Source organism: Neobacillus niacini (assembly GCF_031456445.1).
GTDB classification, from domain to species: Bacteria; Bacillota; Bacilli; order Bacillales; family Cytobacillaceae; genus Neobacillus; species Neobacillus niacini_I.
The window spans coordinates 1-15,427 of the sequence record NZ_JAVDUQ010000061.1; the positions used below are offsets into that span (position 1 = coordinate 1).

General features: G+C 39.8%; 14 protein-coding genes, 1 tRNA gene, 1 rRNA gene, 1 other RNA gene and 1 other annotated feature. Of the genes, 5 read left to right on the forward strand and 12 right to left on the reverse strand.

Annotation, left to right across the window (positions count from 1 at the left end):
- Nucleotides 1-292 precede the first annotated feature (292 nt).
- The 7 genes from J2Y67_RS26720 to tadA all read right to left on the reverse strand — a co-directional run bounded on the left by J2Y67_RS26720 (nucleotide 293) and on the right by tadA (nucleotide 4,830).
- Nucleotides 293-556 (reverse strand): pro-sigmaK processing inhibitor BofA family protein, encoded by a 264-nt coding sequence (locus tag J2Y67_RS26720; protein ID WP_310179087.1) that lies wholly within the window; start codon nucleotides 554-556, stop codon nucleotides 293-295.
- 86 nt (nucleotides 557-642) lie between these two features.
- Nucleotides 643-861 carry a YaaL family protein gene (locus J2Y67_RS26725; RefSeq protein ID WP_198313927.1) on the reverse strand — a complete coding sequence of 73 codons (219 nt, stop codon included), beginning with the start codon at nucleotides 859-861 and terminating at the stop codon, nucleotides 643-645.
- A 19-nt stretch (nucleotides 862-880) separates the two neighbouring features.
- The gene (gene recR, locus J2Y67_RS26730; RefSeq protein WP_310179090.1) at nucleotides 881-1,477 is read right to left on the reverse strand and encodes a recombination mediator RecR; all 597 of its coding nucleotides are present in this window, start codon (nucleotides 1,475-1,477) and stop codon (nucleotides 881-883) included.
- 60 nt (nucleotides 1,478-1,537) lie between these two features.
- Nucleotides 1,538-1,861: a YbaB/EbfC family nucleoid-associated protein gene (locus J2Y67_RS26735; protein ID WP_396954146.1), complete on the reverse strand. Its 324-nt coding sequence runs from the start codon at nucleotides 1,859-1,861 to the stop codon at nucleotides 1,538-1,540.
- Between the two features lie 91 nt (nucleotides 1,862-1,952).
- Nucleotides 1,953-3,641 carry a DNA polymerase III subunit gamma/tau gene (gene dnaX / locus J2Y67_RS26740; RefSeq protein WP_310179092.1) on the reverse strand — a complete coding sequence of 563 codons (1,689 nt, stop codon included), beginning with the start codon at nucleotides 3,639-3,641 and terminating at the stop codon, nucleotides 1,953-1,955.
- Nucleotides 3,642-3,958: 317 nt separating this feature from the next.
- An RNA gene (gene ffs / locus J2Y67_RS26745) (signal recognition particle sRNA large type) lies at nucleotides 3,959-4,223 on the reverse strand.
- 76 nt (nucleotides 4,224-4,299) lie between these two features.
- A complete protein-coding gene (tadA, locus tag J2Y67_RS26750; RefSeq protein ID WP_310179093.1) occupies nucleotides 4,300-4,830 on the reverse strand; it encodes a tRNA adenosine(34) deaminase TadA in 531 nt (176 codons plus the stop codon).
- Between the two features lie 70 nt (nucleotides 4,831-4,900).
- On the opposite strand from tadA, the gene J2Y67_RS26755 reads away from it, so the two are divergent.
- The 4 genes from J2Y67_RS26755 to J2Y67_RS26770 all read left to right on the forward strand — a co-directional run bounded on the left by J2Y67_RS26755 (nucleotide 4,901) and on the right by J2Y67_RS26770 (nucleotide 8,339).
- Nucleotides 4,901-5,449 carry a cysteine hydrolase family protein gene (locus J2Y67_RS26755; RefSeq protein WP_310179096.1) on the forward strand — a complete coding sequence of 183 codons (549 nt, stop codon included), beginning with the start codon at nucleotides 4,901-4,903 and terminating at the stop codon, nucleotides 5,447-5,449.
- Nucleotides 5,450-5,503: 54 nt separating this feature from the next.
- A complete protein-coding gene (locus J2Y67_RS26760) occupies nucleotides 5,504-6,787 on the forward strand; it encodes a glycoside hydrolase family 18 protein (protein ID WP_310179099.1) in 1,284 nt (427 codons plus the stop codon).
- A 192-nt stretch (nucleotides 6,788-6,979) separates the two neighbouring features.
- Complete coding sequence (locus tag J2Y67_RS26765) at nucleotides 6,980-7,627, forward strand: deoxynucleoside kinase (protein ID WP_310179101.1); 648 nt, start codon at nucleotides 6,980-6,982, stop codon at nucleotides 7,625-7,627.
- A 10-nt stretch (nucleotides 7,628-7,637) separates the two neighbouring features.
- A complete protein-coding gene (locus tag J2Y67_RS26770) occupies nucleotides 7,638-8,339 on the forward strand; it encodes a deoxynucleoside kinase (RefSeq protein ID WP_396954147.1) in 702 nt (233 codons plus the stop codon).
- A 685-nt stretch (nucleotides 8,340-9,024) separates the two neighbouring features.
- Here the strand turns inward: J2Y67_RS26770 and J2Y67_RS26775 are convergent.
- The 4 genes from J2Y67_RS26775 to guaB form a co-directional block, all read right to left on the reverse strand.
- A tRNA-Ser gene (locus J2Y67_RS26775) sits at nucleotides 9,025-9,117 on the reverse strand.
- Nucleotides 9,118-9,212: 95 nt separating this feature from the next.
- Entirely contained in the window at nucleotides 9,213-10,493 is a 1,281-nt protein-coding gene (gene serS, locus J2Y67_RS26780) for a serine--tRNA ligase (RefSeq protein ID WP_310179105.1), read from the reverse strand.
- A gap of 43 nt (nucleotides 10,494-10,536) precedes the next feature.
- Nucleotides 10,537-10,758 (reverse strand) — a binding site (T-box leader).
- Between the two features lie 115 nt (nucleotides 10,759-10,873).
- Nucleotides 10,874-12,184: a D-alanyl-D-alanine carboxypeptidase family protein gene (locus J2Y67_RS26785; protein ID WP_310179112.1), complete on the reverse strand. Its 1,311-nt coding sequence runs from the start codon at nucleotides 12,182-12,184 to the stop codon at nucleotides 10,874-10,876.
- Between the two features lie 200 nt (nucleotides 12,185-12,384).
- Entirely contained in the window at nucleotides 12,385-13,848 is a 1,464-nt protein-coding gene (gene guaB / locus J2Y67_RS26790; RefSeq protein ID WP_310179107.1) for an IMP dehydrogenase, read from the reverse strand.
- 108 nt (nucleotides 13,849-13,956) lie between these two features.
- On the opposite strand from guaB, the gene J2Y67_RS26795 reads away from it, so the two are divergent.
- Nucleotides 13,957-14,898, forward strand: a complete 942-nt coding sequence (locus J2Y67_RS26795) for a YaaC family protein (RefSeq protein WP_310179110.1) — start codon at nucleotides 13,957-13,959, stop codon at nucleotides 14,896-14,898.
- Between the two features lie 439 nt (nucleotides 14,899-15,337).
- On the opposite strand, the gene rrf is transcribed toward J2Y67_RS26795, so the two are convergent.
- Nucleotides 15,338-15,427 (reverse strand): 5S ribosomal RNA (gene rrf, locus J2Y67_RS26800); the annotation flags it as partial.

Here is a 15,427-nt window from a genome sequence, read left to right on the forward strand (position 1 = left end):
GAAAGTTGATGTAGCTCGAATGTTACGTTGGCTTCATTTCGAAAGAAATGAATATTATTGTTTGTTGACGTTTTTGTTTGTTTAGTTTTCAAAGATCAAGTTCTCTTATTCGCTCAAAAGCGACTTTATTAATATATCATTCAAAGTTATTTGAGTCAATAACTTTTTTATTTTTGTTCGTCAATCGCTGACGACTTTTAATATATTACAGGATTAATTTCGATTGGTCAATAGTATTTTTAAAAGTTTTTTCAAAAAGAAAAAGCCGGCAAATAATAACGGCTTTTTAAAACTAAATGACCCATTTTTGTATGGCAACTAAAGCAACCATTCCAGGGATTCCAAGGAAGCCTGAAACAGCTGATGTAGCAAAATTAATCGGGACATGTATTCCAAATTGATTCCCTGCCACATTTAAGAAAAATAAAAATAATGCCCCAATTACTAATTTAATCGCAGCTTGGCCAATAAAACGGGCCGGCTTAAAAGGAGCACCCGAAAATAATAATAAAACAATGAGTCCCCCCAAAATGGAGATTATGATAATTGGTTCCAAAAAAGCTATCCCCCTCCAAGATTACTTTTACTAATAACTATGTACAAGTTATCTAAAAAAGACCTAAGAATAGGATAGCCTTTCGATTATCTTTTTAAAGATACATTCCGCTGTTTAGCTTCTCTTATTAAGAAGAAATATTTAGCCTCTGCAATCTTCGTTTGACAGATAACTTCTTCCGATGGGTCGAAACACTTCTCTAAGAGTATCTTTTGTTGCTGTGAATTTTCTTTAAATTTATTTAATTGGGTTAAGAGCTTTTCATCAAATTCTTTTCGAAGCCATCCCTTTCGTCGAAAAAACATGAATGATTCCTCCGGTACATTATAATTCTCTTCGACCCTCTAAGGCTTTTGATAAAGTAACTTCGTCCGCGTACTCTAGGTCTCCTCCAACCGGCAGACCATGGGCAATTCTTGTTGTTTTAATCCCTGATGGCTTTAATAACCGGGAAATGTACATCGCTGTTGCTTCCCCTTCAATATTTGGGTTTGTGGCTAAAATGACTTCTTGCACTGATTCGTCCTGAAGTCTTTTTAATAGGTCAGGGATATTGATATCCTCCGGACCAATCCCATCCATAGGTGAAATGGCACCATGAAGGACATGATATAATCCATTAAATTCCTTCATTTTTTCCATTGCGATGACATCTTTAGGGTCTTGAACAACGCAGATAATACTCCTATCCCTCCGCACGTCTTCGCAAATATAGCAGGGGTCTTGATCAGTAATATGACCGCATACAGAACAATAAGTTAAATTACGTTTGGCATTTACAAGCGCCTTAGCAAAATCTAATACAGTGTCTTCCTTCATGCTTAAGACAAAAAAGGCCAGACGAGCGGCCGTTTTCGGACCGATACCTGGCAATTTCATAAAGCTGTCAATCAGCTTCGAGATCGGTTCTGGATAATGCATTTTCTATTATTCCTCTCCTTAGAAATGCGTATGCACCCCTATAGGCGCTAATGGTGGACATTAAAAAGGAAGGTTCATTCCCTTAGTGAATTGCCCCATTGTATTGTTAGTTAATTCTTCTGCCTTCTTAAGAGCATCATTTGTTGCAGCAAGCACTAAATCTTGAAGCATTTCCACATCATCCGGGTCAACAGCCTCAGGATTGATTTTTACTTCTAATACTTCCTTGTGTCCGGATACGATTACGGTAACCATCCCTCCGCCGGCGGTACCCTCAATTTGCTGTTTACCTAGATCTTCCTGTGCCTCTGCCATTTTCTTTTGCATTTTTTGCATCTGCTTCATCATATTTTGCATATTTCCCATTCCGCCACCGCGCATCATTTACATTACCTCCAGTTTAATTTTAAATAATAGTAAATATTTTTGAGAATTGTCCAGCTCCAGCGCCGAAAAGGACGCTTCCGCTTTTCTTTTATTCAATTACTTCTACAAATTCAGCACCAAATAGTTTTTTTGCTTCAGAGATATGGGTTTCCTCCTCCATTTGGGAGTCTTTACCTTCCCCATCTTCAGTATGTTGATGACTGAGAAAACTTTCCCGAATGGACAACCATTGATCTTCAGGCACACCGAGGATAGTAAACCGATGACCGGTTAACTCTTGCAGCGCAGACATGACCGTTTCGATAAAACGGTTGTTATCCATTGCCATTTGGCAGTGAATTTCATGCTTGAATTTTAAAATAAAAGAATTGGACGATGCGGCAACAGGCTCGGCCTCATTTAATAAGGCTGCATGTGATTTCATTAGCCGTGATCGCATTTCAGCCCAATTACTTTTAATTTGATTGATATCATTTTTTGTTGCATGTTTTAAAACTTCATTTATTTTTCCAACAGCAGGCTGGAATCCTTTTCTTGATGTTCTAGGTGCTGTTTTTTGCACAGGTAAAACAGGAGCTTCCTGTACTGCCGGTATTCCATTCGCCTTTAATTGCCGCAGGTCCTCCTCAAGCTGTTCTATTTTTGCGAGAAGCTGAGAGATTTGCCCAGGGGCCGCCTGTTCAGAATGTTTAGTTTCGATTTGGCACAATTTTATGATTGCAACCTCTAGAAAGATCCTCGGGTGATTGGTCCAACGCATTTCCTGTTGTGTTTTATTTAATAGGTCAATCATCAGGTAAATTTGTTCAGTTGGAATCATTTCCGCCATTTTTTGAAATTCGCTGTCTAACGTCACTCTTTCTAAGGATTCCTCAAGATTCGGGGCAGTCTTATAAAGAAGCAAATCCCGGTAAAATAAAATTAAATCTTCAATAAAACGAGCCGGGTCTTTTCCGTGATATAAAAGCTCCTCTAGTGCTTCTAATCCACTTGCAACATCCTTTTCTTGAAAGGCATGGGCCAGCTTATATAAAAACCCCTGTGATACAGACCCTGTTACCGTTAGTGCATCCTCTACTGTTACACGGTCTTGACTGAACGATATTGCCTGGTCTAGTAAGCTTAGTGCATCACGCATACCGCCTTCTGCTGCCCTGGCAATCATCTGCAGTGCTTGTTCCTCACAATCTACATCCGTTTCATCGACAATTAATTTCATTCGATTCACGATTGCCCCTGCTGTAATCCGTCTAAAATCAAAACGCTGACATCTTGAAATAATGGTGAGCGGAATTTTATGAGGCTCTGTTGTCGCCAAGATAAAAATGACATGCTTTGGCGGTTCTTCTAACGTTTTTAATAAGGCATTAAAGGCACTAATGGATAGCATATGCACTTCATCAATGATATAGACCTTATATTTGACGGCTGTTGGAGCAAATTTCACCTTATCGAGTACATCTCTCATTTCTTCTACGCGAGAGTTCGAAGCTGCATCAAATTCCAAAACATCCGAGATGGTTCCATCGGTAATTCCCCGGCATGCTGCACATTGGTTGCATGGCTCTGCAACAGGCGCATGCTCACAATTAACCGCTTTTGCCAAAATTTTAGCTGCGCTGGTCTTCCCCGTTCCTCTTGGACCGGAAAATAAATAAGCATGTGAAATTTTCTGTTGAAGCAGGGCGTTTTGCAATGTCTTGGTCACATGCTCCTGTCCTACGACATCAATAAAGGTCTGAGGCCGCCAAACACGATATAAAGCCTGATAAGCCAATGGACATCGCCCCCTTCTGAATTTCTCATCAACTTTTGTATAGGCTTCTGCTTATCTCATTATAACGTATCTATTTAAGAAGTGAAAATATTAGAATATACAAGAAAAGCGCAAGCGCCTTGGTCAGCCCCGACAAGCATAAGACAAGCCGGCGAGAAGGTTGCTCTTTAACCTTCTTGACGGATTGGCTTATGACCTCGAGGGGCTAGGCGCTGGAGCTGGACCATTCTCAAAGCAATTATAAATTCTTATATGACAAAAAAACTCATCCCATTTTTTCTGAGATGAGTAATTTCTAAAGGAATATGTAGAAACTGCCGTGCACCTTCCTTCGACTGACGCCCATAAGCGTTACTTAAGCAGTTAGCTCGACCCAGGCAACCCTGCGGCACATGGGAGCGTCCACTTAATGCTGCTTCCTTCCGGACCTGACATGGTTCATGGATTCCCATTGCGCAGGACCAGGGCGTCAACACCACTTACTTAAGGCAGACCCTACAGACAGTCAGCCTCGGGAAGGGATTCAGCCTCGCTAGAGCGGATTGCGAGTACAGGGCACCGCTACCTCCCCGCCTAGCACGGCAAAGTTGAAAACAATATGAGTGCGTCGTATCTGACGCTTTTTTAGTATACTAATATTCGCGGGGAAATGCAACGCTTAATCGATGTCAATTTTTGTAAGTGAATCAACCGAGTTTTGCTTCGCTTTATTTCTTTCCGCCTTTTTCCTTTCCCGAATGGCACGAAAGAAGGAAGATAACAATTGACTGCATTCCTCTTCCAAAACCCCATTCATCACCTCACTTTGGTGATTGAACCTTTCGTCCTGAAGAAGATTCATAAAGGTGCCGGCACAACCGCCCTTTGGATCAGGTGCTCCATACACCACTCTTTTGATTCGAGATAAAATAATAGCTCCGGAACACATTGGGCAAGGCTCTAATGTTACATAAAGAGTAGCATCCTCAAGTCGCCATGATCCTGTTTTATGGCATGCTTGGTCAATTGCCAGCAGTTCTGCATGGGCAACGGCAGACTGCTCATTTTCCCTCAAATTATGGGCACGGGAAATAATTTCATCTCCCAAGACAATAACGGCTCCAATCGGAACCTCCTTTAGCTCCTCCGCCTTCTTTGCTTCCTTTATTGCTTCCTTCATATAGTATTCATCTAAATTTACATCCACCATCATCATTTGTTCCTTTCAAGGATAAGATTGATCGGCTCCTTCCAAACTATAAAATAGGAGGAGATAATTCATGAAGGAAATCCATCCTGCACTTATCATTATCGATATGATTAATAACTTTGATTTTTCCCACGGGCCAATTTTGGCAAAAAAAGCCCTGCAAATTGCCCATCCTATTAAAAAATTAAAGAAAAGTTTTAATGAAAAAAGTCTGCCGGTCATTTTTATTAATGACCATTATAATTTATGGCAGGCTGAATATACAAAAATAATTGAACTTTGTAGAAATCATTATAGTCAGCCTGTGTTTGAAATATTGCTTCCGAAAGAAAATGATTATTTTTTAATAAAGCCAAAGCACTCCGCTTTTTACGGTACAGCACTAAATACCTTGCTTCACCAATTAAAGGTAAATTCGCTGATTCTTACCGGTATTGCCGGAAATATTTGTGTTTTATTTACCGCAAATGATGCATATATGCGTGAATACCGGCTGTATGTTCCGGAAAACTGCATCGCCTCTGCGGATAATCAAGATAATCAATATGCCTTAACAATGATGCAAAATGTATTAAAGGCAAATATCCAACCCACAACTGATAAAAATTATATCATGTAACCTCTTTTACGCTCATATGATAGTTGTAGCGTATGTACGTTGGGAGGGAAAAGCATGCAAATTCATGTGGTTCAGAGAAATGAATCCTTAACAACAATTGCCCGGGCTTATCGTACAACCGTTCAAGATATCGTTGATGCGAATGAATTACCGAATCCAAATAATCTTGTAATTGGGCAGGCAATTGTGATTCCAATTATCGGAAGTTTCTATACGGTCAAACAGGGTGAGACCCTCTATAGTATTGGACAAAAAGTGGGAGTTCCTTATCAGCAGCTTGCTACCATCAATCGGATTTCAGCTACACAGCCGCTTTCCGTTGGTTTACGGCTTTATATTCCTCAAGGTAAAAAAAGACCGGCGGATTTTAATGCCTATGTTGAACCACGCGGGACCACTGTTGCTCCCGTCCTCGAAAGCAGTGCCCGTGAAGCTGCACCTTACTTGACCTATTTAGCTCCTTTTAGCTTTCAGGTCCACCGTGACGGAACATTAAAAGAGCCATTATTAAACAATTTCCCTGCCATTGCAAAATCCCACCAAGTGGTTCTGATGATGGTAATTAACAACCAGGAGAATGATCAATTCAGTGACGAACTGGGGCGGATTTTGCTAACAGACATAGCAATTCAGGATAAATTTTTAAATAATATTGTTGCAACCGCTAAAAAGTATGGCTTTAAGGACATCCATTTTGACTTTGAATATTTGCGGCCTGCGGACCGTGAGGCCTATAATACTTTCTTACGGAAGGCAAAGGCCCGTTTTAAAAGTGAAGGCTGGTTAATGTCAACAGCCCTTGCTCCAAAAACAAGCGCGACACAAAAGGGTAAATGGTATGAAGGGCATGATTATAAGGCGCATGGGCAAATTTCCGATTTTGTCGTCATCATGACCTATGAATGGGGCTATAGCGGCGGCCCTGCTATGGCAGTCTCTCCGATTGGACCGGTAAGAAAGGTATTAGAATATGCAATCAGTGAAATGCCTTCAAATAAAATTCTTATGGGGCAAAATTTATATGGCTATGACTGGACCCTGCCGTTTGTTCAAGGTTCTGTTGCAAAAGCGGTAAGCCCGCAGCAGGCTATTCAGCTTGCCGCCAGACATAATGTACCGATTGAATATGATTCTAAGGCACAAGCGCCGTTTTTTAGATATACCGATAGTGGCAAGCAGCATGAAGTCTGGTTTGAAGATGCCCGCTCCATTCAGGCGAAGTTTGACTTGATTAAAGAATTAAAATTACGGGGAATGAGCTATTGGAAACTGGGGTTATCCTTCCCGCAGAACTGGCTGTTAATCGTAGACAATTTTAACGTAACAAAAAGAACATAAACTGCCTGCATTCGGGCAGTTTCTTCTTTTATTCGACAAAAAACTAACATCCTCTAAAATATTCCATATCCCTTCCTGCTAAAGATTATGATAAAATATTCTTTGTGTCACTTTTAAAAAGACAGTAAAAAAGACCCAGTTTAAGGCTGGTTCATTATAGAAAGATCAGGCAGTGGCGAGGGAGGATATAGAATGGGGGATACACCCTTTATTACTGTTGAAGGGCCGATTGGTATAGGGAAAACATCTCTTGCAAAGGCCATTTCAGACCATTTTCATTTTGCTTTATTAAAAGAGATTGTTGATGAGAATCCATTTTTAGGGAAATTTTATGAAAATATAGAGGAATGGAGTTTCCAGACGGAAATGTTTTTTCTCTGCAATCGCTTTAAACAATTAGGGGATATTAACACCCATTATTTAAGTAAAAATCAAGCAGTGGTTGCGGACTATCATATTTTCAAAAACTTGATTTTTGCTACTAGGACCCTGAACAAACAAGAGTACGAGAAATATTACAAAATTTATCAAATTTTGACTTCGGATATGCCAAAGCCAAATGTCATTATTTATTTGAATGCGAGTCTTGATACGTTATTAAAGCGAATCAAGATAAGAGGACGAGAAGTCGAGAAAAATATCAGCCCATTATATTTAGAGCAGCTTTCGATTGATTATGAAAATACCCTAGCAAGCTTTGAACAGGAACATCCAGAAATACCCGTTCTCCGCTTTAACGGCGATGAGTTAGATTTTGTAAAAAATGAAGAGGATTTACAGCATATTATTAAAAAACTACAGAATTCATTAAAACAGAACAGTTGGTCTAATACATTATAAGAACAGGGGGATGTTCGTGAGTATTGTTATTGGTGGTATGATTGGGCTAGGTAAGACAAGTGTAGCTGACACCTTAAGTGCCCATTTTAAAAATAATAGAATTGAGAGTAAGGTGTTTTATGAAGCGGTGGATGATAATCCAATCCTTCCGCTCTATTATGAATTGACTCCTGAAGAATTGGATGCAAAAAGAATTCCTTTCCTTTTACAATTATTTTTCTTAAATAAACGGTTTAAAACAGTGAAGGAATGCATGAACTGGAGGGAACCGATTTATACCATTCAGGATCGCTCCATTTATGAGGATTGGTATTTTGCTTATGTAAATAAAAACCTCGGCAGAATTTCAGACTTGGAATTTAAAATATATGAAGAGCTTGTCGAGAACATGATGGAAGAATTAAATGAACTTCCTAAAAAGGCCCCAGACCTAATGGTTTACTTAAAAGGCTCGTTTGATACGGTGATTGACCGCATCATGGCGCGCGGCCGCAGCTTCGAAATAAATCCTGAATTAAAGGAATACTACTTTGAGGTTTGGAAGGGCTATGATGATTGGGTATTGAATCAATATGATGCAAGTGAAGTCCTTATTATTGATATGGATAATACTGATGTTGTAAAAAGCGAAGCAGACGCGAAAAAGGTTTGCCGTGAAGTCGAAGAAAAACTAAATAAAATCTTAAATAAAGAAAAGGCACATATTGGGTAACCAGTATGTGTTTTTTTTATTAAAGACCTTGCTGACCTTCTTCTTATTAATGACTTTTCTTCATTTCTGGCACTATGAGGCCTTATCAGTGCCCGGGCTCTTGATTTTTTCTTCTTTACGGGCACTATGAGGCCTTGTCAGTGCCCGGGCTCTTGATTTTTTCTTCTTTACGGGCACTATGAGACCTTGTCAGTGCCCGGGCTCTTGATTTTTTCTTCTTTACGGGCACTATGAGGCCTTGTCAGTGCCCGGGCTCTTGATTTTTTCTTCTTTACGGGCACTATGAGGCCTTGTCAGTGCCCGGGCTCTTGATTTTTTCTTCTTTCCGGGCACTATGAGGCCTTGTCAGTGCCCGCGCTCTTGATTTTTTTCTTCTTTACGGGCACTATGAGGCTTTGTCAGTGCCCGGGCTCTTGATTTTTTCTTCTTTACGGGCACTAACTATGAGACCTTGTCTTGCCCACTCTCCTATTTTTTCCTCTTTACGGGCACTATAACCTTTATCAATGCCCGATCGACCTTTTCTCTATACAGTGACTTATTGAGTCATTCCCCCCATTTGCCTCAAAAGGAACATATTGAACAGTAATTAACCCTAAAAAAGGAGATAAAAAAAATCGCTACAAAAAATTGTAACGATTTTTTTATCTCCAGTTTTTATGCGCGATTATTTTAGGTAAAGTTATGGCGGAGGAAGAGGGATTCGAACCCCCGCGCGGTTTAACCCGCCTGTCGGTTTTCAAGACCGATCCCTTCAGCCGGACTTGGGTATTCCTCCGTAACAACAGTCACTAATTTATCATATATCCTCTTTAGTGTCAATTAAAAATAATGAAATTTTTCGGACGGAAAAACTCCGTCCGAAAACACAACTTATTCCGGCTTGATCGCACTGCGGCCGCCCATATATGGCTGTAAGACCTTAGGGATAGCAACACTGCCGTCTTCCTGTTGATAATTTTCTAAAATAGCCGCTACGGTCCTGCCAATCGCAAGCCCGGAACCATTCAATGTGTGAACATGTTCAGGCTTCGCTTTCGGTTCGCGGCGGAAACGAATATTGGCCCGTCTCGCTTGGAATGCTTCAAAATTACTGCAAGAGGAAATTTCCCGGTACGTTCCATAGCTTGGAATCCATACTTCGATATCGAATTTTTTCGCAGCGGTAAAGCCGAGATCACCGGTGCACATGCTTAATACCCGATAAGGAAGCTCGAGTAATTGAAGAACTTTTTCAGCATCATTTGTTAATTTTTCAAGTTCATCATAAGAATCTTCCGGCTTAACAAACTTCACTAATTCAACTTTATTGAATTGATGCTGGCGAATAAGTCCACGTGTATCACGCCCTGCAGAGCCAGCCTCAGAGCGGAAGCAAGCACTATAGGCTGCATAGCGGATTGGCAGCTCCTCGCCGCTTAAAATCTCATCCCGGTGTAGATTGGTGACAGGTACTTCTGCCGTTGGAATAAGGAAATAATCCTCACTTTCAATTAGAAAGGCATCTTCGGCAAACTTTGGAAGCTGACCTGTTCCCGTCATACTTGTACGATTCACCATATATGGAGGCAGGATTTCTTTATAGCCATGCTCATCGACATGCAGGTCCAGCATGAAGTTCATGAGCGCCCGCTCTAGACGAGCCCCAAGCCCTTTATAAAACACGAAACGGCTGCCGGTAACTTTGCCCGCGCGCTCAAAGTCAAGGATTCCTAAATGGTCCGCAATATCCCAGTGCGGCTTCGGTTCAAATACAAAGTCCCTTACTTCGCCCCATTGTCTAATTTCCACATTATCGTCTTCTGTTTCACCAACCGGTACGCTTTCATGAGGAATATTCGGAATGCTTAACAATAACATATCCAATATTTCTTCAACCCCGCGGAGCTCGTCGTCCAATGTTTTAATCCGGTCGCCAACTTCACGCATTTCTTTGATTAAATGATCTGCATCCTGTTTTTCACGCTTTAACATGGCAACCTGCTGGGAAACCTCATTCCGCTTGCTTTTCAGTTGTTCAGACTCAACAATTAAATCACGTCTTTTCTGATCCAATTCTTCAAACCTGCCGAGATCAGTTAAATCCTCGCCGCGATGCTGAAGTTTTTCCTTCACTTCAGCAAAATTAGCTCTTAATAATTTGATATCCAACATATCTTTCCACTCCTTCCAAAAAATAAAAAACTCCCGCCCCCAAAAAAGGGACGAGAGTTACCCGCGTTACCACCCTAGTTGACAGAAGATGTCTGCCCACCTTGAAAAAGTTAACGGTTTCTGCCGAAAGTACTTACTGACCCCTTTAAGGAGTGTTCCATACCTTGCTCGAGGATGGATTCACAAGCGTCATTCACCGGCTCTCACCAGCCACCGGCTCTCTTAAGAATAAACTCCTGTTACTAGTTCCTCTCATTGCTTTAAACATATAAAGGATTTGTATATAATAATCTACTATAATTATCCACTAATTGCAATCAAATTATTCAAGATGTTTTGCTTTTGCCTCTTTTACCATTTCGACAAAGTAAGCAAATCCACTAAAACCAGCCTTTAACTGTTTTGGAAATCCCGTTCCAAACATCTCCAAAAAAGTTGCCAATTCCTCTCATCATTAGAACGAACCAATTGGCTTTCTCAACATCCTGTGCAGCAACTACATCTACCTTGATGCTTTTTTGCCCTTCATCCGTTACGAAGCTGAGTTTATCGTCCTTTTTAGATTTAACCGTTAAATAACCGATGGTTTCACCTTTTTTAATTGGAGCAGTCAGCTCGCCTTTTTTATTAATTTTCTTTTGATCCAAAACTAACACTGGTTGATAATTTTGCTTTTCACCATTTTGGATAAACATATTTATAGCAGATTTTGAGTAAATTTTAACTTTGTCAGCTTTCCCCTTAATTACAGGCAGTGTATTATAGCCTTTAACTTGATAATGGGCTGGAACAATTTCCTCTTTACTAAAATTACTGAAAGCATAATCCATCATTTTTCTTGTTTCATCAAATCGGGCTTTCTTATCACCCGTGCTGCCGTTCGCATCCTTCGCATTTTGAACGACCGTGATAAATCGCTTTCCATCTCTCATGGCAGTTCCGGTAAAGCATGCTCCTGCAAAATCAGTTGTCCCTGTTTTTAATCCATCCATTCCCTGATAACCATAGATTAAGGTTGGCAACATCCAGTTCCAGTTATCCATCTTAATTTCGTCATCCGTACCTTCACGAAACTTCTTTGTTGGGATACTGGCCGTTTTTAGAACATCCGGAAAATCATGAATTAAACGGAAGGCTAATCTCGCAACTGAACGGGCAGACATGACATTTTCTTCGTCAGCGCTTGTCCCTTCTGGCTGCTCACCATAATAATCTTTATTATTCAATCCAGTAGAGTTAACAAATTTATAGTTCTTTAAACCTAATTCCTTCGCTTTATCATTCATCATCTTTACAAAGTTTGTTTCTGACCCTGCAATCACTTCTGCTAGGGCGATTGTCGCAGCATTGGCTGAGTAAATGGCCATTGCTTGATATAATTCTTTTACTGTATATTTACCATCACGTCTTAATGGAACATTTGATAGGTTTCGATTTTGTGAAATTTTATAAGCAAGCCCACTCACAGAATATTGTTGATCCCACTTTACCTTTCCGTGTTTAATGGCATCAAGCAGGATGTATTCCGTCATCATTTTTGACATACTGGCAATACCGAGTAAGCTGTTAGCGTTTTGTTCGTATAAAACCTTTCCGTTTTCTCCGTCCACAATAATTGCACTATCTGCATTCACCTTTAATGGCGCTTGTGCTTCTGCTTTTTTCAAACCCGAAAACAGGCTAATAAACATAATCAATGCCAATAAGCCAGAAATACTTTTTCGATAAAAATATTTATTCACTATAATGCCCTCCAACGAATTTATACACCTTGGTTATTTTAACATAACTCCCTTTCAAATCATAGACAGAGCAAAGACCTATTTGTTCCAAAAATAAAAAGGAGGGCAATGTGGTCCCTCCTTACTATGTCTAAAGGCATCTTCTCAGATTATAAAGAATAATTCGGTGCTTCCTTCGTTATTTGGACATCATGCGGATGGCTTTCCTTTAAACCAGCACCGGTCATTCGGATAAATTGAGCATTGTTTCGTAATGCTTCTAAATCCTTTGTCCCACAATATCCCATACCTGAACGTAAACCGCCAATTAATTGATAAACGGTTTCCGCCAATGGACCTTTATATGGCAAGCGTCCTTCAATACCTTCTGGTACAAACTTCTTATTATCTTCTTGGAAGTAACGGTCTTTTGAGCCTTTTTCCATAGCAGCAACTGAGCCCATTCCACGATAAACTTTAAATCTTCTACCTTGGAAGATCTCCGTTTCCCCTGGACTTTCGGATACACCAGCTAGAAGACTTCCCAGCATAACAGCGTGGCCACCGGCTGCAAGTGCTTTAACAATATCACCAGAATACTTAATTCCTCCATCGGCAATAATCGTCTTGCCATGCTTTCTTGCTTCGGTTGCACAATCATAAACAGCTGTAATCTGTGGAACACCTACACCAGCAACAACCCTGGTTGTACAAATAGAACCTGGTCCAATTCCCACTTTAACTACATCCGCTCCAGCTTCATACAAAGCCTTTGTCGCTTCAGCAGTGGCAACATTACCGGCAACAATCGTTAAATTAGGGTAAGCATCTCTGATTTGTTTTACCGTATCAAGCACACCCTTTGAATGACCATGGGCGGTATCTACCACAATAACATCCACATTTGCTTTAACAAGAGCTTCTACCCTCTTCATGGTGTCAGTTGTTACCCCTACTGCTGCTCCCGCTAATAAACGTCCCTGACGGTCTTTAGCCGAATTTGGAAATTCAATTACCTTCTCGATATCCTTAATCGTAATTAACCCTTTTAAAACTCCTTTTTGATCTACAAGAGGCAGCTTTTCAATTTTATGCTGTTGCAGGATTTCTTCTGCTTCCTTCAATGTTGTCCCTACAGGTGCCGTTACAAGATCTTCCTTTGTCATTACATCTGAAATTTTAAAAGAGTAATCCTGTATAAAACGGAGATCCCTATTTGTAATGATGCCAACTAATCTTTGTTCCTCTTCATTATTGACAATTGGAACACCTGAAATTCGATATTTCCCCATTAAGTGCTCAGCATCAAATACTTGATGTTCAGGAGTTAGGAAAAATGGATCTGTAATGACGCCGCTTTCTGACCTTTTTACCTTTTCAACTTGCTCGGCCTGCTGTTCAATGGTCATATTTTTATGGATAATTCCTAAACCGCCTTGGCGTCCCATTGCAATGGCCATTTCAGCTTCAGTTACTGTATCCATCCCTGCACTCAGAATTGGAATATTCAGCTTTACGTTCTCTGATAACGCAACTTGAAGATTTACATCACGTGGCAGAACTTCAGACTTACCCGGAATTAACAAGACATCGTCAAAGGTTAATCCTTCTTTTACAAATTTATTTTCCCACATTTTTTAGGCCTCCAGGACAAAATTTTTTATTTGTAGGTTATCAATTGGACAAAATACTGTCAAGGAACTAGTTTTAATTTGATTATTCTGAAAAAAAGGTGATCTAGATTGGATATCTCTTATAAAGACTGGAAAAGCTTCTCCTGTTTCTTTTCAGCTGAATACTGTCAGTTATTTTTAAAAAATAACTATCAAAAATACATGGTAGAAAATCCTGAACAAAAAAGCTATGAAAACTGTTATGCCTTCCTTTATTATTTGGAACATGGCCAGATTTATTATGAACAAGCAGAAAAGGCTCCGCTTATTCTTAAGCCCATTCTTCTTTTTTACGGGCTAGTTCATTTAATAAAGGCCTGTATTTTGACGATTGATCCGGCATATCCTGAGACAACAAGTGTGTTGGCCCACGGGGTCTCAACCAGGAAGCGAAAAAAGCAAAATTATCAGTTTGTCCACGACGAGGTGAAGCTGCAAAAAAATGGATTATTCCCATTTATGTCTGAAAAAATGTTTCACATGAAACAATTGGAAGGGGAAAAGGTCATCATGGAAGATTTATTAAGGCTTATCCCCGAATTGGATGATTTGTTTTTTTTACTAGATGGAACGAAGACATTTTCAAGCATATATTTTCAAGGAGGACAATTTGAAATTCCTGATAAAGTGTTAGACCATTTCCATATGACAGAAAATCGCCTAAAAGAGTATTTAACCTCTAAAGCTATGCACCCTATTTCATTTTCCGATGAAGGACTTGCTTTTATGTTTGACCGGTCATTTCAGAAAAAAAGTTCACCCTTTAAGTATCATTTGGAAAAAGGGCATTTGGTTCTCCCAGTTCGAAAAAGTGAATTCCTCCATTTTCCGGAACTGCTCATTCACTACCTGCTTCTTTATAACTTAAGTATGATTGCCCGCTATGAAACAGAATGGTGGAGTGAGTTAACCAAAATGATGCCTAATCAGGATTTCCCCTTTATTCAATCGTTTTTAAATAGCACATTAAAAAAAGGGCCCTTCCTGATTTATGAGTATTTGATGAACTGAATTGAATTGAATCGAATCGAAAGTCAGGCTTGGGGGGGCCAAGCTTTTAGGTTAGACGTACATTTATTCGATTTGAATGTCTAAGTTTCACTTTCGGTAATATATGTACCATTTCATCTGTTTTATGTTCCAATTTGATTCATTTATGTTCCAATTTAGTTTTTTAAATGCAAATTCCTTAAAACAGTTAAAAGTCCAGGTATTAGCCTGGTTTTTTAACTGTTATATTATTATTTAACTTTTTATTCGATAATTTTAAGGGTTTTTAGGTTCCTTATTTAGATGACCTTTCACTTTATGTTCCATTTAAAGCTTTATATGTTCGATACTGTTTGTTATATGTTCCAAATTTCAATTATATATACCATTACTCCCATTTTATGTTCCAATTCCCTAATCAACAAAAAAACAACCCTCATATCAGGTTGTTCTTCATCTTGCCTGGCAACGTCCTACTCTCACAGGGGGACAGCCCCCAACTACCATCGGCGCTGAGAAGCTTAACTTCCGTGTTCGGTATGGGAACGGG